At 45.4% G+C, this 24,922-nt stretch carries 17 protein-coding genes and 1 other annotated feature; of the genes, 14 read left to right on the top strand and 3 right to left on the bottom strand.

The features are described 5' to 3' along the window. Nucleotides 1-265: 265 nt before the first annotated feature. Complete coding sequence (locus KQI39_RS09265) at nt 266-712, bottom strand: Lrp/AsnC family transcriptional regulator (RefSeq protein WP_216417968.1); 447 nt, start codon at nt 710-712, stop codon at nt 266-268. Between the two features lie 267 nt (nt 713-979). Here KQI39_RS09265 and KQI39_RS09260 point away from each other — a divergent pair, with 267 nt between their 5' ends. Both KQI39_RS09260 and KQI39_RS09255 read left to right on the top strand, forming a co-directional pair. After that, nucleotides 980-2,410 (top strand): aspartate ammonia-lyase, encoded by a 1,431-nt coding sequence (locus tag KQI39_RS09260; RefSeq protein WP_216417965.1) that lies wholly within the window; start codon nt 980-982, stop codon nt 2,408-2,410. Nucleotides 2,411-2,613: 203 nt separating this feature from the next. Next, the gene (locus KQI39_RS09255; RefSeq protein WP_177289884.1) at nt 2,614-3,102 is read left to right on the top strand and encodes a hypothetical protein; all 489 of its coding nucleotides are present in this window, start codon (nt 2,614-2,616) and stop codon (nt 3,100-3,102) included. A 121-nt stretch (nt 3,103-3,223) separates the two neighbouring features. Here the strand turns inward: KQI39_RS09255 and KQI39_RS09250 are convergent, their stop codons facing one another. Next, a complete protein-coding gene (locus KQI39_RS09250; RefSeq protein WP_148446303.1) occupies nt 3,224-4,597 on the bottom strand; it encodes a sodium-dependent transporter in 1,374 nt (457 codons plus the stop codon). 347 nt (nt 4,598-4,944) lie between these two features. On the opposite strand from KQI39_RS09250, the gene KQI39_RS09245 reads away from it, so the two are divergent. Both KQI39_RS09245 and KQI39_RS09240 read left to right on the top strand, forming a co-directional pair. Further along, nucleotides 4,945-5,496 carry a histidine phosphatase family protein gene (locus tag KQI39_RS09245; RefSeq protein ID WP_148446301.1) on the top strand — a complete coding sequence of 184 codons (552 nt, stop codon included), beginning with the start codon at nt 4,945-4,947 and terminating at the stop codon, nt 5,494-5,496. A gap of 194 nt (nt 5,497-5,690) precedes the next feature. Beyond that, the gene (locus KQI39_RS09240) at nt 5,691-5,942 is read left to right on the top strand and encodes a kinase (RefSeq protein WP_118061892.1); all 252 of its coding nucleotides are present in this window, start codon (nt 5,691-5,693) and stop codon (nt 5,940-5,942) included. A gap of 142 nt (nt 5,943-6,084) precedes the next feature. Here the strand turns inward: KQI39_RS09240 and KQI39_RS09235 are convergent, their stop codons facing one another. Further along, nucleotides 6,085-7,221, bottom strand: a complete 1,137-nt coding sequence (locus KQI39_RS09235) for an FAD:protein FMN transferase (RefSeq protein WP_216417964.1) — start codon at nt 7,219-7,221, stop codon at nt 6,085-6,087. Nucleotides 7,222-7,418: 197 nt separating this feature from the next. Between KQI39_RS09235 and KQI39_RS09230 the strand changes: the two genes are divergently transcribed. From KQI39_RS09230 to KQI39_RS09185, 10 genes are all read left to right on the top strand, one after another. Continuing rightward, nucleotides 7,419-8,297, top strand: coding sequence for a Cof-type HAD-IIB family hydrolase (locus KQI39_RS09230; RefSeq protein ID WP_148446299.1), 879 nt, complete (start codon nt 7,419-7,421; stop codon nt 8,295-8,297). Nucleotides 8,298-8,394: 97 nt separating this feature from the next. Next, the gene (gene upp / locus KQI39_RS09225; protein ID WP_148446403.1) at nt 8,395-9,024 is read left to right on the top strand and encodes a uracil phosphoribosyltransferase; all 630 of its coding nucleotides are present in this window, start codon (nt 8,395-8,397) and stop codon (nt 9,022-9,024) included. A 52-nt stretch (nt 9,025-9,076) separates the two neighbouring features. After that, nucleotides 9,077-9,212, top strand: a sequence feature (ribosomal protein L10 leader region). A 52-nt stretch (nt 9,213-9,264) separates the two neighbouring features. Then, nucleotides 9,265-9,774: a 50S ribosomal protein L10 gene (gene rplJ, locus KQI39_RS09220; RefSeq protein WP_021975916.1), complete on the top strand. Its 510-nt coding sequence runs from the start codon at nt 9,265-9,267 to the stop codon at nt 9,772-9,774. A 76-nt stretch (nt 9,775-9,850) separates the two neighbouring features. Beyond that, on the top strand, nt 9,851-10,225 hold the full coding sequence (gene rplL / locus KQI39_RS09215) for a 50S ribosomal protein L7/L12 (RefSeq protein WP_015526302.1): 375 nt from the start codon (nt 9,851-9,853) through the stop codon (nt 10,223-10,225). Between the two features lie 175 nt (nt 10,226-10,400). Continuing rightward, nucleotides 10,401-12,992 (top strand): right-handed parallel beta-helix repeat-containing protein, encoded by a 2,592-nt coding sequence (locus KQI39_RS09210; protein WP_216417962.1) that lies wholly within the window; start codon nt 10,401-10,403, stop codon nt 12,990-12,992. A 206-nt stretch (nt 12,993-13,198) separates the two neighbouring features. Beyond that, a complete protein-coding gene (gene rpoB / locus KQI39_RS09205; RefSeq protein WP_148446295.1) occupies nt 13,199-17,056 on the top strand; it encodes a DNA-directed RNA polymerase subunit beta in 3,858 nt (1,285 codons plus the stop codon). A gap of 17 nt (nt 17,057-17,073) precedes the next feature. Further along, a complete protein-coding gene (gene rpoC / locus KQI39_RS09200; protein ID WP_148446294.1) occupies nt 17,074-20,772 on the top strand; it encodes a DNA-directed RNA polymerase subunit beta' in 3,699 nt (1,232 codons plus the stop codon). A gap of 98 nt (nt 20,773-20,870) precedes the next feature. Beyond that, nucleotides 20,871-22,736, top strand: coding sequence for a serine/threonine protein kinase (locus KQI39_RS09195; protein ID WP_216417960.1), 1,866 nt, complete (start codon nt 20,871-20,873; stop codon nt 22,734-22,736). Nucleotides 22,737-22,767: 31 nt separating this feature from the next. Then, nucleotides 22,768-23,583, top strand: a complete 816-nt coding sequence (locus KQI39_RS09190) for a PP2C family protein-serine/threonine phosphatase (protein ID WP_173771889.1) — start codon at nt 22,768-22,770, stop codon at nt 23,581-23,583. An 81-nt stretch (nt 23,584-23,664) separates the two neighbouring features. Further along, nucleotides 23,665-24,891 carry a hypothetical protein gene (locus KQI39_RS09185; protein WP_173771891.1) on the top strand — a complete coding sequence of 409 codons (1,227 nt, stop codon included), beginning with the start codon at nt 23,665-23,667 and terminating at the stop codon, nt 24,889-24,891. Nucleotides 24,892-24,922: the final 31 nt, after the last annotated feature.

Below are 24,922 nucleotides of genomic sequence, written 5' to 3'. Positions count from 1 at the left end.
TCTGCTAAAACCGCTTCAAAAATTCCCGAACTCGCTTCGCTCAAACAGCGAGAATTTTTGAAGCAACGCAGATTTCCACCGACTAAGAATCAGCACCCCTCCTGCAGAGTCGTCGCCAGACAGCACACGCCTTGCCAGCTGGTATTTCAAGCCGAGAAGTGCTGGTGGCTGGCCGGGAGTTTGGCTTGGAGTGAGAGGTTGAGTGCTTTCCCCCTCACAGTTTCTTCCGCTTTGAAAAGCGAAAAAATTCCCGGTGAAGCAATTTTCATTCCACCGGCAGGTCTCTGTGTTCTACACTGGTAGAGAACACAATCTGTGTTTTGGTGCGGCCGAATTGCTGGAGCTCATTGATGAAGTGGTCCAGTTCCATGGTTGAGCGGAAGGCGACTTCGATGAGCATGGCGTAATCGCCGGTGACGCAGTTGCATTCGATGACGTTGGGGATGGATTGGATGAAGGGGTAGAAGTCCTTTTTCTGGTAGGGTTCTACTTCCAGGTTGATGAATGCTTTTATATGATAACCGAGAAAGACCGGGTTGATCTGGGCGTGATAGCCTGTGATTAGCCCGTTTTTTTCCAGGTGTTCGATCCTAGCGGAGACGGCGGGGGAGGAGAGGAAGACTTCTTTTGCGATTTCCTTTACTGGAGTACGGGCATTTTTTTGAAGCATTTTGATGATTTTTCGGTCGATGTTGTCGAGTTTGTGTTCCATATGTATATGCTCCTTTCAATGGTTTTTCTGTATTGATTATACTGCGTATGTTATCACAACACAAGAAACGACTTAACAAAAATAAGAAAAATAAAAGAAATTCTTTAGAAAATTAATTTAAACTGTCGAAAAATACGGATAATCATGGTTTTCCCTTAAAAGTATTTACAAGCCACAGAGAAAGTGATAGTTTCTTAGGCATCAGAAAAACAGCTGCTGAACAAACGAAACGTGCACAGGATCAGAAGAAAGAAGAGGGATGACAAAATGACTACAGAAACAAGACTGGAAGCAGATTCAATTGGAACTATGGAAGTGCCTGCAGAGGCTTATTACGGAGTTCAGGCTTTAAGAGCAAAACAGAATTTCCCGATCACAGGTACAAAACTTCATCCGGTATTTATCAGGAACCTGGCACAGGTTAAAAAGGCAGCAGCGATCACCAATAATAACGCAGGTCTTCTTCCGAAGGATAAGATGGATGCCATTATCAAAGCCTGTGATGAAGTGATCGCAGGGAAATGGGCTGAGGAATTTATTGTGGATGCCATTCAGGGTGGTGCCGGTACCAGCGCAAATATGAACATGAATGAGGTAATCGCAAACAGAGCCGGTGAGATCCTCGGATGTCCGAAGGGCAGTTACAAACTGGTTCATCCAAACGATCATGTAAACATGGCGCAGTCCACCAATGATGTGATTCCCACAGCCGGTAAGCTGACTGTGCTGGATCTTCTTGCACCGCTGGAAAAAGCACTTTTAAGACTGGAAAAAGAGCTTTCAAAGAAAGCAGCGGAGTTTGACGATGTGATCACTATGGGACGTACACAGCTTCAGGATGCGGTTCCGATTCGTCTTGGCCAGGTGTTCCATGGTTATGCTTCTATGGTTGCCAGAGACCGGAAACGTATCGAAAAAGCTCATAAGGAAATGTATACAGTAAACCTTGGTGGAACTGCAGTAGGAACTGCCATCAATGTTTCGGATTCTTATTTTTATAAAGTTGTGCCGAACCTGGAGCGTCTTACCGGTTATCCGCTGAGACAGGCAGAAGATCTTTTTGACGCAACAGAAAACCTGGACGGTTTCGTTGCCGTATCCGGTGTGGTGAAGACCTGTGCGGTGGATCTTTCCAAGATGTGCAACGACCTTCGTCTGATGTCTTCCGGACCGAAAACCGGTTTTGGTGAGATTAACCTTCCGGCGAAGCAGAATGGTTCTTCTATTATGCCGGGCAAGGTGAACCCGGTAATTCCGGAGGTGGTAAGCCAGGTTGCATTCCACATCGTGGGACATGATACTACCATCACCATGGCAGCTGAAGCAGGACAGCTGGAGCTGAATGCGTTTGAGCCGGTTGTGTTCTGCAACCTGTTTGAGTCCATTACTACTCTGGAAAAGGCAGTGGATACCCTGATCGTAAACTGTATCACAGGAATCACCGCAAACCGCAAACATTGCAAAGATCTGATGGAAAGCAGTGCCGGGATCGCCACCGCACTTTGTCCGCACATTGGCTACAAGGCATCCGCAACAATTGCCAAGACAGCAGTAAAGACCGGAAAATCCGTCCGTGAGCTTGTTCTTGAACAGGGGCTGATGAGTGAAGAAGAGCTTGAGCAGGTTCTTGATCCGTATCTGATGACAGAAGTCGGAGAAGAGCGGAAAGAGGATGAATCGAGAAAGAAAGCCTGCTGAGAAAAGCGTTTATACTGGAGAGATGCTTTTTTACAGATATGCGCTATAGAGTGTGGTGGAAATGATCAGCAGATAAGAATGCAATATTAATAAAAGAGAAAACAGGAGGCTTGCCACAGTGCAGGTTTCCTTTTATAATGGAAGAAACGTGATAAGGAAAGAATCATTTTATAAAAGAGTGGAAGAGCGCAGGAAGAAATCCCATGAAAAAAAGAATTAGTGTTTTGCTTTTATGTTGTATAGTATTTATCAGCGGATGTAATATGTCAGGTCAGGACGATCAGAAAATTAAAAAACTGGACCCTGAAAAATTAAATTCGGAAACGACAGATATTAATGACCGGGCAGACTATTATGAGAAATATGTTACGGAGCCCGGTGACAATATGGATGAAGAGGAGCGTTCTAAATACCGCGTAACTCTTCACATGGTTTATAAAAATGCGGAACAGTACCAACAGGATATGATTATATTTCTGCGGAATGATAATGTGGTTGAAGGTTCCATGGATGTGGGTGAGCCGGATATTGGGTTGCTTCCGGGAGTTTTTCGGGTGATTTCCATGATGATAGAGGGACATGATTCAAACCTGGGAGAGATCGAGATCCTGGAACCGGGAACGGAGTATACTCTTACCATTGATTATGCTCAGAAAAAAGCGATATTGTCGGATTATGATGAGCACAAATAAACATTCTCCGGGTCCAGATGCGTGGAAACAGAAATGAGAATATCAGTTTTACATATAAAAATCCCCCATACAAATGCAGAATATAAATATTTTACATCATGCATTTGTACGGGGGAATCTTTTATGCAAAAAACTTATCGTACAGACCAAAGAAGAAGATAAACAGAATGATCAGCGGAAGGATATAAGTGATGTATCCGCGCATCCATTTCTGGATCTTCAGGCCTTTTCCGGTGTTGGCTTCTTCTGTAAAGTTTTTCCAGCCCCATCCACGTTTGGAAACGCAGAAAAGCAGATACACAAGAGAACCAAGTGGAAGCAGAAGGTTACTTACCAGGAAATCCTCGAAGTCGAGAACTGCACCGCCGAATACCTCGAATCCGCTCCAGCTCCATACGTTGTAACCGAGAACGCATGGCAGGGAAAGAAGGATGATGGCAATGGCATTTATAAGACTGGATTTTTTTCGGCTCCAGCCGGTAAGCTCCATACCACAGGAAATAATATTTTCAAATACAGCCAGGATGGTGGAGAATGCCGCAAATGACATAAAGATGAAGAACAGGCTTCCCCAGAGCCTTCCAAGCGGAATGTGGTTGAAAATATTTGGCAGTGTAATAAAGATCAAGCTCGGTCCGGAAGTCTGGTCAACATTGAATGTGAAACATGCCGGGAAAATAATAAGTCCGGATGTGATCGCAACAAATGTATCCAGGATTGCAATGTTTACGGATTCTCCAAGGAGTGCGTGATCTTTTCCAATGTAACTTCCAAAGATTGCCATAGCACCGATACCAAGGCTAAGTGTAAAGAATGCCTGGTTCATAGCGCCGGTGATAGTGGAAATGATACCGATCTCTTTCATACGTGCAAAATCCGGGATCAGGTAGAATTTCAGACCCTCTTTTGCACCGTCCATGGTAAAGCTGTTGATGGCCAGGACAACCATGATCACCAGAAGGGAGATCATCATGATCTTGGTAACTTTCTCAAGGCCATTCTGAAGACCGCGGGAGCAGACAAAAACACCTGCGATAACAACAACGATCATCCAGAATCCCATAGTTACAGGTTTGCCAAGCATGTCTGTAAACTGTCCGGCAACACCGTCAGAATCAAGTCCCTGGAATTTACCGGTAGCTGTCATATAAAAATAATTCAGCATCCAGCCGGTAACAGTTGTGTAGAACATCATCAGAAGATAGCATCCGATCAGAGTGATATATCCGTGGATGTGCCATTTCTGGCCCGGTTTCTCCAGAGCGTAGTAAGCTTTGACAGGGCTTTTCTGGCTGGCACGTCCAACCGAAAACTCCATAGTCATAACAGGAAGTCCAAGAATAGCCAGGAATATCAGGTAAAACAGTACGAATGCACCGCCGCCGCCCTGTCCGGCCATGTAAGGGAACTTCCAGACATTTCCGATTCCGATGGCGCAGCCTGCGGAAATCAGAATGAATCCTAGACGGGATCCCAGTTTCTCTCTCTCTTTCATAATTCACCTCATATAAATATGTATCGCTTTGCAGTCGGTAAGTTTAAGGAAGTCTGACATACCGGTATTCTCCGGCAGAAAAATTGCCTCATGGCAGCAGGGCTCACCGATTCACTCCTCCCATAACTGTCGCTGAGTTTCTTTCAAGTAATACGCTAAAGTCACGAAGCTAATTTTATCATATTTCGGGATTTTGCACAATGAAAAGAACTTGCATTTTGCATAAAAAGTGTGGTATCATTAAAAGAATACTGTGACAGAATAAAGCGGTGAACCGTTGCGCTTTAACGAAGCATAGAAAAACGGTATAGATGTAATTTTCAGGATCAGAGCAGGGAAGGATTATTATGAGCAATCGATATTTCTATTTTACAAGACACGGACAGACCATCTGGAATGTAGAGAACAAGATCTGCGGAGCCACAGACATTGCGCTGACAGATTTGGGCCATCAGCAGGCCATTGACCTTGGCAGCAAGATCGCACAGGAAGACCTGGGAATCGATGAGATCCTGTATTCTCCACTGATGCGCGCGGCAGACACCGCGAAACACATTTCCCAGATGACCGGCATTCCCGCAAGAATGGAGCCAAGGCTCAAGGAACAGAACTTTGGAAAATATGAATCCACACCAAGAAACGGTGATGTCTTCCGCAAAGATAAAGAGAATTTTGTCTGCAGATATGAAGGCGGCGAATCCATGCTCCAGCTTTGCCAGAGGATCTACAATCTTCTCGATGACATAAAGAACGACCCCAGTGGAAAAACCTATCTCCTGGTAGCTCACAACGGAATCTCCAGAGCCATTGAATCTTATTTCCGTGATATGACAAATGAGGAATTTGCATCATTTGGAATAAAGAACTGCGAATTGCGGAAGTATGAGTTCAACAGATAGCATAAGTTCTGTATATCGTAAAGTGTGTTGCCGGGCGAGGAGTGAACAGTAACCGGGCAAACATTCAGTCAGCATGAGAGAAAAGCCGATGCTTGTGGGGGAAAAAACTTCGTGGTATACTGAAACACAGACGGGCGGATCAGCATATCCGCCAGAAAATACGCGGAGGATTTTTCCGGAAAGGATCGTGGATCATGCGGTTAGAGAAAGTACAGGATGCCCTGAATAAGAAAAATATCAAATTCGAATACACAGAGGAGGACGGCTGCGGAAGCCTGGATTTCATGTTCCGTGGACTGAAGTTCCATGTATGGGAATACGAGGACAATGGCTGGGGCGCTGAGACCAATATTTATGCGGCTGGAAGAAGTGAGGATATTGATGGAGATTATGAGGAGAAGATTTCCGCAGAGATCCTTTCCTGGCCGGATATGATCAACAATTAAATATTACTGTAATCATTGTATTGAAAAATAAAACAGCTGTAGCTGAATATAATTGAAACCGCATAGCAGAAATCATGCGTATGTGGAGCTCAGTTATATTTAGCACAGCTGTTTTTTGTCATGGAAAAGCATTGACCGAGTTTCACGATTCCACATCCGTGACCTTTATCTCATCCTGAAATCCATCCGTATAATGCAGTTCATAATCTTCTGTGATAAAAACAGCCTGCACGCCTTTTTTCTCCGCAAATTTCAGCCCCTCATCCAGGCCAAGGGCGAAACAGGTGGTGCTTAAAGCGTCTCCATCTACAGACTGGTCGGAGATGATCGTCACAGAGATCAGTCCATTGTCATAGGGATAGCCGGTTTTGGGGTTCAGGATGTGATGGTATAATTTTCCGTCCTGTTTAAAGCATCGTTCGTAAATCCCGGAAGACACAACGGATTTTCCGGTGATATCCATAATGGCTTCGGTTTCGTTGCGGTCTGCAAAGGGCTTCTGGATGCCTACTTTGAAAGGCGTGCCGTCAGGCTTTGAGCCGATGCAGAGGACGTTGCCGCCAAGGTTGATGATGGCGCTGTTTACGCCTTTTTTTACCAGAAAATCTTTCAGGCGGTCTGCGATATAACCCTTGGCAATGGCGCCTACATCGAACTGAATGTCATCAGAGGGAAGGATGATATCCTGACCGTTAATGGTGACGCCGTCGGAGCTGCACAGCGGAAGGGCATTTTGGATATCTGCATCATCCGGCACTTTTGGATCTTCTGCCGTGAAATCCCAGAGAGAGGTCAAAGGGGCAATGGCAATGTCAAAAGCGCCGTTGGATTCCCTGGTGATAGAAAGGCCTTCAGATAATAATGCCGCAAGATCTTCGGATATGTGCCAGGTGTTGGTGGTGTTATTGACCTGATAGGGAGTGGGCTGAGTTTCAGTGGTTTGATTTGATACAGCCGGATCCGATATTCGGTGATTTAATTTATAAAGTTCACTCTCCTCATCAGTCCGGCTGAAGATCAACTCATATTTATCACACAGTGCCAGGCAGTCATCCAGGAGGGATTTATCCTGGGAATCGTAAATGGTAATCTGTACAGCTGTATTTAATTTAATACTGCTGATGCTGATAGGCTCCTTCCCGGTGTCAGTATTGGTGCCAGCGGCATTCTGGCAGCCTGTGAGAAGGAGCAGGGGACAGACGAGGACTGTGCATAATATTAAATAGAAGAAACGCCGTTGAAATCGGTGCTTTTTGGAATAAAAACATATAGTTGACATAATATTTCTCCTGAATAAGTGGTAGTATAGATGCTTTATTATACCACGCATTCCAAAAACCAGAAAGGCTTACGCCAACCGCAAAAATCATTGTATTTTACAATAATATAAGATATAATTTCTCCGAAAAAAGAACATATTCGATAAGGACCCAAATAACCGACCAGAATTTTTGCAGATAAAAAGGAGATTTTTTCATGATAAAAGTAATTGCCAGTGATATGGATGGCACACTTCTTGGGGATGACCACAGGATCGCACCGGAAACGCTTGCAGCAGTAAAGCGTGCCTGCGATGCGGGAATCCGTTTTATGGTTGCCACCGGCCGGAATTTTCCTGGTGCCATGGAGGAACTGAAGGGAACAGAGCTGACCTGCGATTATGTGGTAAGCAGCGGCGCGGAAGTCCGCAATCCGCAGCAGGAGGTTGTAAAGAGCACACCGATCTCCATAGATTTGTGTGAGGAAGTTTATAATACGGCAAAAAAATATCCGGTATCTGTGGCATTTTTTACAGACCGTTATGATTACCGTATTGGAACAAAAAAAGAAATTGAAGACGGAATCATCCAGCAGATCCGCCTTTTCAGCATGGACAGAAATACCAGCGAGGAAATGGTAAGAAAGTCCCCGCAGTACCGCAGGATCGCCGGAAACACGAAAGGAATTTCCGATATCCGTTCTCTGGAAAGCAGCGGCGCGCCGGTGTATAAGATATTTATATTTGCGGAAGATGTGGATCAGCTTGAAAAACTCAGCGATGAGCTGAGGGAAAATCCGGCCATCGCAGTAGCTTCTTCCTTTATATATAACCAGGAAATTACAGCAGTGGAGGCGCAGAAAGGCCCGGTTCTGAAAGAATACATTGAATCTCTGGGATACACCATGGAGGAGGTGATGGTTCTTGGTGACAGCCTCAACGATTATTCCATGATCTCCATGGATTTTGGCGCTACTGTTGCAATGGGAAATGCGGTTCCGGAGATTAAAAACGCGGCAAAATATATCACAAAGACCAATAACGAGTTCGGTGTGGCATATGCCGTTGATGAAGTCCTGAAAAAACAGGGGAAATAGTTTTTCCCCCTTTTGGAAAAGCAGCTTATATATTATAATGTAGCAAGATAAATGCGTTACAAAACACAGATAAAGAGAGGAAATCACAATGGAAAAAATGGAAAACGTTTATATCATGGATCACCCGCTGATCAAACACAAAATTTCAATGCTCCGTGACAAAAACACAGGAACAAATGAGTTCCGTAAGCTGGTAGAGGAGATCGGAATCCTGATGGGATACGAGGCACTTCGTGATCTTCCTACAGAAGAAGTAGAAGTTGAGACACCTATCGAGACATGCAAAACACCGATGATCGCAGGTAAGAAGCTGGCAATCATTCCGGTTCTCCGTGCAGGCCTTGGAATGGTAAACAGTATCCTGACACTGGTACCATCCGCGAAAGTCGGACATGTAGGACTTTATCGTGATCCGGTAACCCATGAGCCACACGAGTATTACTGCAAACTTCCGGAGTCCATTGATGAGCGTATCGCAGTCATTGTAGACCCGATGCTTGCAACTGGTGGTTCCGGTGAGGCTGCCATTGATTTCGTTAAGAAACAGGGCGGAAAAAATATCAAGTTCATGTGCATCATCGCAGCTCCGGAAGGACTGAAACGTCTCCACGAGGCACATCCGGATGTACAGATCTACTGTGGTTCCCTTGACAGAGAGCTCAACGAGAACGCATACATCTGTCCGGGACTTGGCGATGCAGGAGACAGAATTTTCGGTACTAAATAAAAAGTTCAAAAAACTCTAAAAAATACTTGACACACCCGGCACTGTTATGGTATTGTACCTAAGAACGCTGCCGAAGACAGTAGGTGCCGTAAGGCATAAGGATCAAAACGCCTACCGAGGTCCAAGTATTCTGAGTTAAGATTACACAAGGCCTTATTGCGAAGCAGTAAGGTCTTTTTTTTAACGGATTGACTTATTGCGACGGCGGTATACAAAATCTATAAGGAGGTGTACCATTTCATGGCAAAAGTAGAACTGAAACAACCAATCGTAGAAGAGATCTCTAACAGCATTAAAGACGCACAGTCTGTTGTACTTGTAAACTACAGCGGTCTTACAGTTGAGCAGGATACAATTCTTCGTAAAGAGTTAAGAGAAGCTGGTGTTCAGTACAAGGTATACAAAAATACCATGATGCGTCGTGCATTCGAGGGTACAGCATTTGAGAGCCTCAGTGAGCATTTACATGGCACAAATGCGATCGCTATCTCCGAGACAGACGCAACTGCTCCGGCAAGAATCCTTGCTAAATATGCAAAACAGTTCCCGGCATTGGAGCTGATCGCAGGTGTAGTTGAGGGTAACTACAATGATCAGGCCGGAATTCAGGCACTGTCCACAATTCCTTCAAGAGAGGAACTTCTTGGAAAACTGCTTGGAAGCATCCAGTCTCCGATCACCAACTTCGCTCGTGTGCTTAATCAGATCGCAGAGCAGAATGGCGGAGCTGACGCAGCAGCTGCTGAGTAATTACAGCAACGTGCAATTGGCGGCATAACAGACCGCATGATATTTAATTAAAATTTTTAAATGGAGGGAAATTAAAATGGCAAAATTAACAACAGAAGAATTTATTGCAGCAATCAAAGAATTATCTGTATTAGAGTTAAATGACCTTGTAAAAGCTTGTGAGGAAGAGTTCGGCGTTTCCGCAGCAGCAGGTGTTGTTGTAGCAGCAGCAGGTGCAGCAGGCGAGGCAGCTGAGGAGAAAGATGAGTTTGACGTAGAGCTTACAGAGGTTGGCGCTAACAAAGTTAAAGTTATCAAAGTTGTTCGTGAGGTTACAGGTCTTGGACTTAAAGAGGCTAAAGCTATCGTTGATGGTGCTCCGAAGGTTGTTAAAGAGGGCGCTTCCAAAGCTGAGGCTGAGGACATCAAAACTAAACTTGAGGCTGAGGGAGCTAAGGTTACACTTAAATAATCCAATCAGATCAGAAGTTTTAAAGGCTGTTGTGTCTGCCGGTTTACCGGCGGCACGGCAGCTTTTTTTTGCGCCAAAGTCAGATGACATTCCAGGTGGAGAATCTGTGATATACCTTGCTTTTTACGGTTAAAGAGGTGATAATAAAATAAGAAGGAATGCAAGGAGGAGAAATATGAACAGAAAAATTGCTGCCTGTTTTCTGGCAGGAATTCTGAGTATAACAGCGGTTCCGGTTCCGGCAGCAGCACAAGAGGCGGTTTCCGGAAAAAATGTGTCAGAAGAACCGCTGGACGCAATTCGAGCACAGGAAATTGCAATGGAAAAACAGGAAGAACTTGAGGAAGAGGAAAATATGCCGGCAGAGGAACCGGATCCGTTGGTGTTGGATGAGGACGGAAAAGTGGTTCCGGCGTCTGCGGCTTCCTGGACAGAAGAAACACAGGAACCAGAAAATGCTAAAACAGCAGACGCGGCATTGCCGGATGATTTTTCTGACGGAAATCCTGATGGAAATACAGAGGAAATTTCCGATGCTCCGACGGATGGTGACAAACCGGAAACAGAAGAGGAATCTCTGGAGACAGAAGAGGAAGGCACCGGTACACTGTCTGAGAATGATGAAGGTACAGAACTGGTTCCGGAGCAGAACGCCATGGAGGATACCCAGGATGAAATTCAGCTGGAAGATGGGGCAGAAAATGTAACAGAAGGGGAGAACACCACAGGTGAACTTTCGGATAATGCAGAGGAGGAAACATTTACTTCTGAGGAAGCGGACAGATTCTCAGATGGAAGTGCCTCCGAAGGGGAACTTGGAACTTATCAGACAGTGACACTGGAAATTGAAGACGGACAGGATATCACGGCTCCGTTAAATACCTTGTTTCTGCAGCTGAAAGAACAGGTGTCAGACGAAACTCCCTGTAAAATTATAATTCCACCGGGAAATTATAAACTCACAGGAACACTGTGTATGTACAGCAATATGTACCTGTATGCAAAAGGCGCAACAATTACAAAAACATCACCGACCAAACATCTGATTCTTCGACTTGGAAATACAAAAGAATCAGAAGGGGAATATGAAGGCTACCGAAATGTTATCATTGATGGTGGAACCTGGGATTTTAATTATCAGTGCGTGGCAGAAAAAGATGAACCAGGTGGATTTGTGGGATTCTGTATCGGACATGCCACCAATGTCACCATCAAAAACGCAACATTCCTGAATAATCTGAAATCTCATTTTCTGGAGTTCGGCGGAGTAAAAAATGCCAAGATTACCGGATGTACATTTCACGGGTATTATAAGAATTATGTAAAAGGCGGACAGGAATGCATTCAGATTGACTGTTGTACAGATGAAGATAATGTTTTTCCACAGTATATGCCATACGATGGAAGCACCTGCGAGGATTTTGTTATTGATGGAAATGTGTTTGAGGACGTTTTTGCAGGGGTGGGAACCCATAGCATGATGGCAGGAAAAACATATAAACGGATTACCGTTACCAACAACACCTTCCATAATGTAAAAAAACGATGCATAGAATTTCTGAATTATGAAGATTCCACAGCAGAAAACAATACCATGGTAAATGTAGGGCTTGGGGTGGAAGTCTCAGCTGTGAATAAGAAAAATACACATTTGACACAGGGATACAGTGGAGAACCGGATGCGAAGAAGAACAGAAATATCCGGGTAGCAGGAAACTATGTCAGCCTTGCAAAGACTTCCAGCATCGGAGGCATTGCGTGGATCTGCAGTGGCGTTAAAGTTATAGGCTATAATATGAAGAATTCAGGAGAAGTGATTCCGGAAGGAATATATCCGGTAAAGGGAGTAACTGTAAAAGATAATCAGATTTCCGGATATGGAAACGGTATCAGTATTACTCTTGCAGATACGGATACCGTGATGGATAATCAGGTAAAAATGAAAAAAACTTCCGCATATTCCAATCTTGGTATTTATGCGGAAGATTCCAGAGGAAGCATTATCAAAAGGAATCAGGTTTCCGGAACTGCAAATACAGGAATTTATATGAAAGATTCTTCCTATGCGGCAGGATCAAAACAGAAAAATCTGATAAGCGGAAATACGGTTGCATCACCGGGAGGAGATGGAATTTATCTGCAGTCTGTAAATGCAACCTCCACAGCAGAAAAAAACACATCAAAATCCACGACTGGCTCCGGAATTCGTGTGAAATCCGGAAAAAATATCAGTGTTCTTAATAATTCCTGTTCTTCAAATAAAGAACATGGTGTCAAAATTGAATATGCACAAGGTGGCATCCGTGTAAAAAGTAACCGCCTTGTTTCCAACGGAAAGAGCGGAATTCTGCTGTGGAAATCAAAAGCAACAGAAGTTTCCGGAAATACGGTTGCAAAAAATAAAGGAAATGGTATTTACGGATATGGTTCTGTGATATCGGCCATGAAGTCCAATGCTTTCAGCGGAAACGGAAAAACGCAGGCAGTATATATGAAGGGCTGTAAAGGCTGGACAAATATTGACCGTCCTTCCTGCAAAAAAATCACAGCACAGAGCACATCCGTAACAGGAAGTGCGGCAGGCGGCCGGAATGTTATTGTTTATGCACAGCGATCCGGAAAAAGCATACGTCTGGGCTATACAGCTGTAAATAAGAAGAAACAGTTTACAGTAAAAATAAAAAAGCAGAAAAAGAATACTGTGCTGAAAATTGTATCAAAAGATAAATATGCAAACACAGTAACTGTGAATTATACTGTGAAATAAATAAGAGCTTCTGTTCCATACATCGTATGTATAAAAGGAACAGAAGCTTTTTTTGAAAAAATGTAAAAAAATTCGAAAAAAGTGCTTGACACGCTTTTTTTCTTATGTTAAAGTGGAGGATGCTATATTATGGCTAGATATGCCTGCCTAAAGGTCAGGCGGGATCATGTTGTAATAAATAATAAAAAAACAGGGGTGAAACGTCAATGGAAAAAAACAGAATTCGTTCTGTAAAAACTGGAAAAAGCATGCGTATGAGCTACCAGAGACAAAAAGAAGTCCTGGAAATGCCAAACCTGATCGAAGTTCAGAAAGATTCCTACCAGTGGTTTCTTGACGAAGGTTTAAAAGAAGTATTCGATGATATTTCTCCGATCGCAGATTACGGCGGAAAGCTCAGTCTGGAATTCATCGATTTCACATATGATGAAAAAGATGCAAAATATTCCATCGAGCAGTGTAAAGAACGTGACGTGACTTATGCCGCACCTTTGAAGGTTCGAGTAAGGCTGATCAATAAGGAAACAGAAGAGATCAACGAACACGAGATTTTCATGGGAGATTTACCGCTGATGACTGCAACAGGTACCTTTGTTATTAATGGTGCTGAGCGTGTTATTGTCAGCCAGTTAGTACGTTCCCCTGGAATCTACTACGCAATCGCTCATGATAAACTTGGTAAGAGACTGTTTTCCAGTACCGTAATTCCGAACAGAGGTGCATGGCTGGAGTACGAGACAGATTCAAATGATGTATTTTATGTACGTGTAGACAGAACAAGAAAGGTTCCGATTACTGTTCTGATCCGTGCACTGGGCATTGGAACCAATGCTGAGATCATTGATCTGTTTGGTGAAGAGCCGAAGATCCTTGCCAGCTTTACAAAGGATACCTCCACAAACTACCAGGAAGGTCTCCTTGAGTTGTATAAGAAAATCCGTCCGGGCGAGCCGCTTGCAGTAGAGAGCGCAGAGAGCCTGATCATGGCAATGTTCTTCGATCCGAGAAGATATGACCTTGCCAAAGTTGGACGTTACAAATTTAATAAGAAACTTCATTTCAACAAGCGTATCGTAGGCCACAAGCTTTCTCAGGATGTTGTAGACACAACAACAGGTGAGATTCTTGCAGAGGCTGAGACTCTTGTTACAAGAGAGCTTGCTGATACTCTTCAGAATTCCGCAGTTCCGTATGTATGGATTCAGGGTGAGGAGAGAGAGATCAAAGTTCTTTCCAGCCTTATGGTTGATATCCGTCATTATCTTCCGGAGCTTGAGGATCCGAAGTCCCTGGGTGTTACAGAGTTAGTATACTACCCGGTACTCGAAAAAATTCTGGAAGAAAATGACACATTTGAGGACAGATGTGAGGCAATCAAACGTGATATCCACGACCTGATTCCGAAGCACATCACCAAGGAAGATATCCTTGCGTCCATCAACTACAATATGCATCTGGAGTATGGCCTTGGAAACGATGATGATATCGACCACCTGGGCAACCGTCGTATCCGTGCTGTCGGTGAGCTGCTTCAGAACCAGTACCGCATCGGTCTTTCCAGACTTGAGCGTGTGGTACGTGAGAGAATGACAACACAGGATGCAGAGAGCATTTCTCCGCAGTCCCTGATCAATATCAAACCGGTAACTGCAGCAGTGAAAGAGTTCTTCGGATCTTCCCAGCTGTCACAGTTCATGGATCAGAATAACCCGCTTGGAGAGCTGACTCATAAGAGAAGACTTTCCGCACTGGGACCTGGTGGTCTGTCACGAGACAGAGCCGGATTCGAGGTTCGAGACGTACATTATTCCCATTACGGAAGAATGTGCCCGATCGAGACTCCTGAGGGACCGAACATCGGTCTTATCAACTCCCTTGCATCTTATGCAAGAATCAATCAGTACGGTTTCGTAGAGGCTCCGTACAGAAAGATCGACAAAACAGATCCTTCCAACCCGCGTGTAACCGATGAGGTTGTATACATGACAGCGGATGAGGAAGATAATTACCATGTAGCACAGGCGAATGAGCCTCTGGACGAAGAGGGACACTTCCTTCATAAGAATGTCTCCGGTCGTTACCGTGAGGAGACTCAGGAGTACGAGCAGCACATGTTTGATTACATGGACGTATCTCCGCGAATGGTATTCTCCGTTGCTACAGCCCTGATTCCGTTCCTGCAGAACGATGATGCGAACCGTGCGCTGATGGGATCCAACATGCAGCGTCAGGCCGTTCCGCTTCTTACAACAGAGGCTCCGGTTGTTGGTACAGGTATGGAGACCAAGACAGCCGTTGACTCCGGTGTATGTGTTGTTGCGAAAAAAGCAGGTACTGTACTTCGTTCCACATCTACAGATATCACCATCAAGAATGATGACGGAACAAAAGATGATTACCATCTGACCAAATTCATGCGAAGCAACCAGAGTAACTGCTACAACCAGAGACCGATCGTGTTCCAGGGTGAGCATGTTGAGGCAGGACAGGTTATCGCAGATGGCCCATCCACATCTAATGGTGAGCTTGCACTTGGTAAGAACCCGCTGATCGGATTTATGACCTGGGAAGGTTATAACTACGAGGATGCCGTTCTGCTTAGCGAGAGACTGGTACAGAATGATGTTTATACATCTGTCCATATCGAGGAATATGAGGCAGAATCCCGTGATACCAAGCTGGGACCGGAAGAGATCACACGTGATGTTCCGGGTGTCGGCGATGATGCTCTGAAAGATCTGGATGAGCGTGGTATCATCCGTATCGGTGCTGAGGTACGTGCCGGTGATATCCTTGTTGGTAAGGTTACTCCTAAGGGAGAGACAGAGCTTACTGCTGAGGAGCGTCTCCTTCGTGCCATCTTCGGTGAGAAGGCAAGAGAGGTACGTGATACTTCCCTTAAAGTACCGCACGGTGAGTATGGTATTATCGTAGATGCCAAGGTATTTACAAGAGAGAACGGCGACGAGCTGAGCCCTGGAGTAAATCAGGCAGTACGTATTTATATTGCACAGAAGAGAAAGATCTCCGTTGGTGATAAGATGGCTGGTCGTCATGGTAACAAGGGTGTCGTTTCCCGTGTACTTCCAGTTGAGGATATGCCATTCCTTCCGAACGGACGTCCGCTCGATATCGTGCTGAACCCTCTGGGTGTACCTTCCCGAATGAACATCGGACAGGTCCTGGAGATCCACTTAAGCCTTGCTGCCAAAGCACTTGGCTTCAACATTGCAACACCAGTATTCGATGGCGCCAACGAGGTTGATATCCAGGATACTCTGGAGCTTGCCAACGATTACGTTAATACGGAAGACTTTGAGGAATTCCGTGAGAAATATAAAGATATCCTTGCACCGGATGTTATGCAGTACCTTGATGAGAACAAAGCTCACAGAGCACTCTGGAAGGGCGTTCCTATTTCCAGAGATGGTAAGGTAAGACTTCGTGACGGACGTACAGGAGAGTACTTCGACAGCCCTGTAACCATCGGTCACATGCACTACCTGAAACTGCATCATCTGGTAGATGATAAGATCCATGCACGTTCCACAGGTCCATACTCCCTGGTAACACAGCAGCCTCTGGGTGGTAAAGCTCAGTTCGGTGGACAGCGTTTCGGAGAGATGGAGGTTTGGGCACTGGAGGCATATGGTGCTTCCTACACACTGCAGGAGATCCTGACAGTGAAGTCTGATGATGTGATCGGACGTGTTAAGACCTATGAAGCAATCATCAAAGGTGATAACATTCCTGAGCCAGGTATTCCTGAGTCCTTTAAGGTACTTCTTAAAGAGCTTCAGTCTCTTGGTCTGGATGTACGTGTACTCAGCGAGGACGGAGAGGAAGTTCACATCATGGAGACTTCTGATTACGGAGATACTGATCTTCGTCACGTCATCGAGGGAGATTCCAGAGGACGCAGAGATGAGGAGTCCTTCGGTAAACACGGCTATACCAAGCAGGAGTTCAGCGGAGAAGAACTTGTCAATGTAGAAGAAGATGAAGACATTGAAGAAGACGAGGACATGATCGAGTTTGAAGAGTCCTTTGATGATGAGGAATAAGAAAGGGGAAAGAATACATGGCAGAAACAACGAACGCCAATGAAACATATCAGCCAATGACTTTCGATGCCATCAAGATTGGACTGGCGTCCCCTGAGAAGATCAGAGAGTGGTCACACGGTGAGGTTTTAAAACCTGAAACAATCAACTACAGAACCTTGAAACCTGAAAAGGACGGTCTTTTCTGCGAAAGAATTTTTGGACCGAGCAAGGACTGGGAGTGCCACTGTGGAAAGTACAAAAAAATTCGCTATAAAGGCGTTGTCTGCGACAGATGTGGTGTTGAAGTAACCAAATCTGCCGTTCGTAGAGAGCGTATGGGACACATCGAGCTTGCAGCTCCGGTGTCTCATATCTGGTACTTCAAAGGAATTCCGTCCCGTATGGGTCTGATCCTTGACATTTCTCCGAGAACACTGGAGAAAGTGCTTTACTTTGCAAACTATATCGTTCTGGATCCTGCTGATTCCGGACTTATGTACAAACAGGTACTCACCGAGCGTGAGTACCAGGAAGCACGTGAGTCTTATGGAGAGGGATTCCGTGTAGGTATGGGTGCCGAGTCCATCATGGAGCTTCTGAAAGCGATCGATCTTGAGAAAGATTCTGTAGAGCTGAAAGCAGAGCTTCAGGATGCAACAGGCCAGAAACGTGCAAGAATCATCAAACGTCTTGAGGTTGTGGAGTCCTTCCGTGAGTCCGGCAACCGTCCTGAGTGGATGATCATGACCGTTATCCCGGTTATCCCGCCAGATCTTCGTCCTATGGTACAGCTGGACGGAGGACGTTTTGCAACATCTGACCTGAATGATCTTTACAGAAGAATCATCAACAGAAACAACCGTCTGAAAAGACTTCTGGAGCTTGGTGCTCCGGATATCATTGTCCGCAACGAGAAGCGTATGCTGCAGGAGGCTGTAGATGCCCTGATCGATAACGGACGCCGTGGACGTCCTGTAACAGGCCCTGGAAACAGAGCTCTGAAATCCCTTTCCGATATGCTGAAAGGTAAATCCGGACGTTTCCGTCAGAACCTTCTTGGTAAACGAGTTGACTATTCCGGACGTTCTGTAATCGTCGTAGGACCGGAGCTGAAGATCTATCAGTGTGGTCTTCCGAAAGAGATGGCTATCGAGCTGTTCAAACCTTTCGTTATGAAAGAGCTTGTTGCCAACGGAACTTCCCACAACATCAAAAATGCCAAGAAAATGGTAGAGAAACTTGAGCCAGCAGTATGGGATGTCCTCGAGGACGTCATTAAGGAGCATCCGGTTATGCTGAACCGTGCACCTACACTGCATCGTCTGGGTATCCAGGCGTTCGAGCCGATCCTTGTAGAAGGTAAGGCAATCAAGCTTCATCCACTTGTTTGTACCGCGTTCAACGCTGACTTCGATGGTGACCAGATGGCCGTACATCTTCCGCTTTCTCAGGAAGCACAGGCAGAGTGCCGTTTCCTTCTGTTATCACCGAACAACCTTCTGAAACCGTCAGATGGTGGTCCTGTAGCCGTTCCTTCACAGGATATGGTCCTTGGTATCTACTACCTGACTCAGGAGAGACCTGGAAACAAGGGTGAGGGCAAGTTCTTCAAGAGTGTCAACGAGGCAATTCTTGCATACGAGAACAAAGTCATCACACTTCAGACCAAGATCATTGTACGTTGCCATAAGACAATGCCGGATGGCACTGTGTTAAGCGGCAATGTTCATTCCACACTTGGACGTTTCCTGTTCAACGAGATCCTTCCACAGGACCTTGGATTTGTAGACAGAAGCGTACCTGGAAACGAACTGCTTCTTGAGGTTGACTTCCTTGTAGGTAAGAAACAGCTGAAGCAGATCCTTGAAAAAGTTATCAATACTCACGGTGCAACAAGAACAGCTGAGGTACTTGACTCCGTTAAGGCTATGGGTTACAAATACTCCACACGTGCAGCCATGACCGTATCTATTTCCGATATGACCGTGCCGCCGCAGAAGCCGGAGATGATCAAGCAGGCTCAGGATACTGTTGACCGTATTACAAAGAACTACAAACGTGGTCTTATCACAGAGGAAGAGCGTTACAAAGAGGTTGTTGATACCTGGAAGAAGACGGATGATGAGCTTACAAAAGCACTTCTTACCGGTCTTGATAAGTACAACAACATCTTCATGATGGCTGACTCCGGAGCCCGTGGTTCCGATAAGCAGATCAAACAGCTTGCCGGAATGCGAGGACTGATGGCTGATACAACCGGTCATACAATCGAGCTCCCGATCAAGTCAAACTTCCGTGAAGGTCTTGACGTACTGGAGTACTTCATGTCCGCTCATGGAGCACGTAAAGGTCTTTCCGATACCGCTCTTCGTACAGCCGATTCCGGATACCTGACAAGACGACTTGTTGACGTATCCCAGGATCTGATTGTTCGTGAGGCAGACTGCTGTGAGAACAGAGCAGAGATCTCCGGTATGGAAGTTCGTGGATTCATGGACGGAAAAGAAGAGATCGAGAGCCTTCAGGAGCGTATCACAGGACGTTTCTCCTGTGAGACAGTTAAGAATAAAGACGGAGAAATCCTTGTTAAAGCAAACCACATGATCACACCGAAGCGTGCAGCCCGTATCATGAAAGAGGGCGTAAGCAACGTGACAGGCGGACCGATCGACAGACTGAAGATCCGTACCATCCTTTCCTGTAAGTGCAAGGTTGGTGTCTGCGCGAAATGTTATGGTGCGAATATGGCTACCGGTGAGCCGGTACAGGTTGGTGAGTCCGTTGGTATCATCGCAGCACAGTCTATCGGTGAGCCAGGTACACAGCTGACCATGCGTACGTTCCATACCGGTGGTGTTGCCGGTGGAGATATCACACAGGGTCTTCCTCGTGTCGAGGAGCTTTTTGAGGCAAGAAAGCCGAAGGGCCTTGCGATCATCACAGAGATCCCAGGTGTTGCCACAATCAACGACACTAAGAAGAAACGTGAGATCATCGTAAATGATCCGGAGACAGGTGATTCCAAGACTTACCTGATCCCATACGGTTCCCGTATCAAAGTCCTTGACGGACAGGTTCTTGAGGCCGGCGATGAGCTGACAGAAGGTAGTGTAAATCCGCATGATATCCTGAGAATTAAGGGTGTTCGTGCAGTTCAGGATTACATGATCCGCGAGGTTCAGCGTGTATATCGTCTGCAGGGTGTTGAGATCAACGATAAGCATATCGAGGTTATCGTTCATCAGATGCTGAAGAAGATCCGTATCGAGGATAACGGAGATACAGAGTTCCTGCCAGGAACACTTGTTGATGTCCTTGATGTTGAGGAAGTTAACGAGAAACTTGAGGCAGAGGGCAAACAGCCGGCAGAGGGCAAACAGGTTATGCTTGGTATTACCAAGGCATCCCTTGCTACAAACTCCTTCCTGTCAGCAGCATCCTTCCAGGAGACAACAAAAGTCCTGACAGAGGCTGCAATCAAAGGTAAGGTCGATCCACTGATCGGTCTGAAAGAGAACGTTATCATTGGTAAGCTGATTCCTGCAGGTACAGGTATGAAGCGTTACAGTGAGATCAGTCTTGATACAGGAATGCCGGAAGTAAAAACAGCTTCCGAGGAGCCTGAGGATACAGAGGAAATTTCCGTAGAGGAAGAGAAGACTGAGACTGCTCCGGAGGAAGAGACCGTTGCTGTTGAAGAGACAGCAGAGGAAACTGCACCGGTAGAAGAATAAGTCAATATACCTTGCTAATATAAATAAATCTCCCCCCGGAAATCCGGAGGGAGATTTCTGTTTATAAGCAGGGATTTTCTGAGAGAGGAGGGATTGCGATGGACAAGGAACTGCCAATTTCCCCGTGGCCGGAATGGAAGATCATAAGTAAGATCGGGGAAGGCTCTTTTGGAAGAGTATATAAAGCTCAGAGAACTGAGAAGGGACGTTCTTTTTACTCGGCAATTAAGATAATCACAATCCCCGCCAGTAAAGGGGAACTGGACAGTGTACGCTCAGAATCCGGTGATGAAAAATCCGTCCGTGGATATTTCGAAAATCTGGTGGAAGAGTGTATTCAGGAAGTAAGCACCATGGAGTATTTCAGAGGAAATTCCCACATTGTGTCGGTAGAAGATTACAGGGTGATGGAATATCTGGATGAGATCGGATGGGATATTTTTATCCGCATGGAATATCTCACAAGCTTCATGGAATATTATGCGGGAAAAAATCTCACAGAAAAAGAAGTGATGAAGCTTGGCATAGACCTTTGTAAATCACTGGAATACTGCGGGCAGCTTCACATTATTCACAGGGATATCAAGCCTGAGAATATTTTTGTATCCAGATTCGGAGATTTCAAGCTGGGAGACTTTGGAATCGCCAGGGAACTGGAAAAAACCATGAGTACCCTTTCCAAAAAGGGGACTTATTCCTATATGGCGCCGGAGATGTACAGGGGAGAAAAGTACGACAGCAGAGTGGATATCTATGCGCTTGGCCTGGTGCTGTATAAACTGATGAATCATAACAGACTTCCGTTTCTGAATCTGGAAAAACAGCTGATCACATACAGAGATAAAGAAAATGCGCTGACAAGGAGAATGTCAGGTGAAACACCGCCTGCGCCGGCAGATGCGGGAGAAGCTTTTGGCGCGGTTATTTTAAAAGCCTGTGCCTATGAGGAAAAGGAACGATATCAGACGCCGCAGGAACTGAGGCAGGCGCTGGAGCGAATCCGGTATGAGGGTACAACTCCTTCAAAACTGAAAACCACCGGGGAAAGGCCGGTTCCGGAGTCCATGCCGAAGTTTCTTCAGGAAGGTGCCGCCAAACAGCTGGCCAGAACAAGTCAGCTGAATACAGATGCGATCCGTCAGGCACGGAAAAATTCCGGGCAGGTGTCTGTACAGCCTGAGAAACGTTCCACAGGAGAAACGGCAAAAAATACAGCGCAGAATACGGCAAAAGTGCAGAGTGTGGTACAGAGTCCACAGAAATCAGCACCTGGAAAACCAGTATCCAGAGCGGTAAAGCCAAAAGTCACTTCTATAACCGATCTGGAAGACAGCCGTGACCAGGATCTGCGGGAATGGGAAGAACCTGTAACAGAGTATGACGGAAGTGTTTCTGAAAGAAAAAAGCGGAAGAGCTTTTCCAGGATTATCATTACAGCTGTTATACTTATTGTGCTGATCGGCGGAATCCTCGTAGCACGAAATGTTCTGAAATCTGCAGATGGTGGAAAAGATACATATGTAGATACCGATGATTCGGATGCTCTGAATAAAGGAAATTTTGGGACTGCAGACAGTTCGGATAAGAGTTTTGCCCAGGCAATGGAAACCATACGTGAACATGCGACAACCATAGAGGATGCTCTGGACAGTTATAAACGCGAAGGCACAGAGGGGGACCGCCTGCGTTTTTATAATGGGTCAGGAGAAATTGCCAAAGTGCTTGTATATCCGGACAGCTCCGCAGATGGTGTTTATGAGGAATATTTTTACTGGGGAGAGCAGATGTTTTATACTTACGTATGGGACGGAGACGAGAAACAGTATTTCTATTATCAGGACGGCCTTTTGATCCGATGGATTGATAAGGATGGAAAGGTTCATGATAAAGAGAGCGATAACGACGAATATGTAGAACTGGGAGACAAATACTGGAGTAATTCGGTAATGGAGCTTCAGCAGTAATGTCGAAAGGGTTTTTACGAAAGGAAAAAAAATGGCCTATCAGATTGATTATGCATACACATGCCACACCGGAAAGGTGAGGGTAAATAATGAGGATAATTTCTGGTGCTGCGGTGTGCGCCTGCCGGTGCACAACCAGGGAGTTGACGGAATCCTGGCAGGTCATACACAGCATTGGCAGCTTCCCGTTCTGGCTGTTTTTGATGGCATGGGTGGAGAAAGCTGTGGAGAAATGGCGGCTTCCGCTGCGGTGGAAGCACTGGGCAGTTTTTACGAAGAAAACCGCAGGAGCCTGAAAAAGGAACCGGTGGCTTTTCTGACAGGAGCCTGCGAAAATATGAATGAAGCAGTATGTCGTTACAGCAGAGAAAACTGTATCAACAGCATGGGCACCACCATGGCATTGCTGTCTTTCAGTGAAAAAGCTATTTATGCCTGTAATCTTGGAGACAGCCGTATTTACCGGCATTTTCAGGGAAAACTCCGCCAGATATCCACAGACCATGTCATTGGCGGGAAAATGCTGGGAAAAGCCCCTCTGACACAGTATCTGGGCTTTCAGGAAGAAAATATGGCTCTGGAGCCGTCTATTGTGGAAATCGGATATCAGACCGGAAGCAGTTATCTGATCTGCTCGGATGGAGTTACGGATATGCTTTCTGATGAGGAGATCCGGGAAATCCTTGGGAAAAACAGTACAGCAGAGGAGAAAGTAGAGGAACTGCTGGAAATGGCGCTGGCCAAAGGCGGCAGAGATAATGTAACCATGGTTCTTGCACAGATCAGTGGCTACGAAGAAAGGAATCCTCTCAAACGATGGGCAGAACGGTACAGTACCGGGCGGTAGAAAATCTGCAGCAAAGGATGTTCATACTGCTGTTTGGACAATTCTGCCGGGGAGGAATTTAAGGGATAAGGAGAATTTACGATGAGAAATCGAATGCAGGATCTTGATTTTGAACAGACAGTTGCCTTCGATTCTGTGAAGGACTTTGAATTTACAAGAAAGGCGGCACAGAAGTTCCGCCAGGTTGTCAGTCTGGATTCTTTTGAGGATGAGGATGCGGACGTTATTTTTCATTATCTTTATAAAGAAATGGAACTGGTTTCTTTCGGTGATTATCTGAAACGATATGTTTACGAGCGTGCAGAGCTGGAAGAGCCTTTTTCCCAGGTACCCCAGGAGGTTTACAGGGATATTGTGGTGGAATCTTTCAAGGAAACTTATACACCAAAATCCATGTCTCCGACTTCGGCCAAACTGAGTTCGCTGGTGAACAACTGGCTGACACAGGCGTCTGTGAAGCGTGAAACCGTTTTTCTGCTGGGATTCGGACTTCGAATGAGTACGGAGGACGTATCCGACTTTCTGACCAGGGTGCTCCGGGAGCAGGATTTTGATTTTCATAATCCGGAAGAAGTGATTTACTGGTACTGTTACCGGAACCATCTTGGTTACTATAAGGCGGAAGAATACAGAGAAACCTATAAAGAGCTGACGCCTGTGGAAAAAAAGACCGGTGAGGTTGTATATGGTACAGGGCTCTGTCTGGACAGTGAGGAAAAACTTCTGGAATATCTGGCATTTCTCAAAGGCAGATGCGATGATCCGAAATCTGAAAAGAGCCAGGCTTTTCAGGAGTTTATGATTCTTGTGGAGCGTGCAAAAAAGATTATTGCAGCCATGTATCAGGAAGATGAAGAGGAAAATGGCGGTAAAAAAATCTGGAAACCTGAAAATATCAGTGCTTCCGATCTGGAGAAAGTGATATGCAGCGGAATTCCCATTAACAAGATGGGAAATCTGAAAAAAATGTCCGCTTCCATTCTGGCAAAACATTTCAGTCAGAAGCGTTTCAGCCGTCAGAGAATCAATAATATCCTGAATCACAAGTTTCCGGTGGAACGTTTTGATTTGATTACGCTGGAATTTTTTGTGATTTCCCAGGAGATGGCAGATGATGATCCATATACCAGATATCGTCATTTTCTGGAAGAAATCCAGGAGATTCTGGCCCGCTGTGGAATGAGTGAAATTTACATAGTAAATCCATATGAATGTTTCCTTCTGATGTGTCTTCTGACAGACTGCCCGTTGGCAGTATTTTCCGAGATATGGGAGAAATCCTACGAAGAAGGGGAAGAAAAAAGCTGAAAAAAAGGATGATGCGTATCTGGCGCGTCAT

This window comes from Blautia sp. MSJ-36 (assembly GCF_018917985.1).
In the GTDB taxonomy this organism is placed as follows: Bacteria; Bacillota; Clostridia; order Lachnospirales; family Lachnospiraceae; genus Blautia_A.
This window is presented reverse-complemented; position numbering and strand designations above follow the sequence as displayed.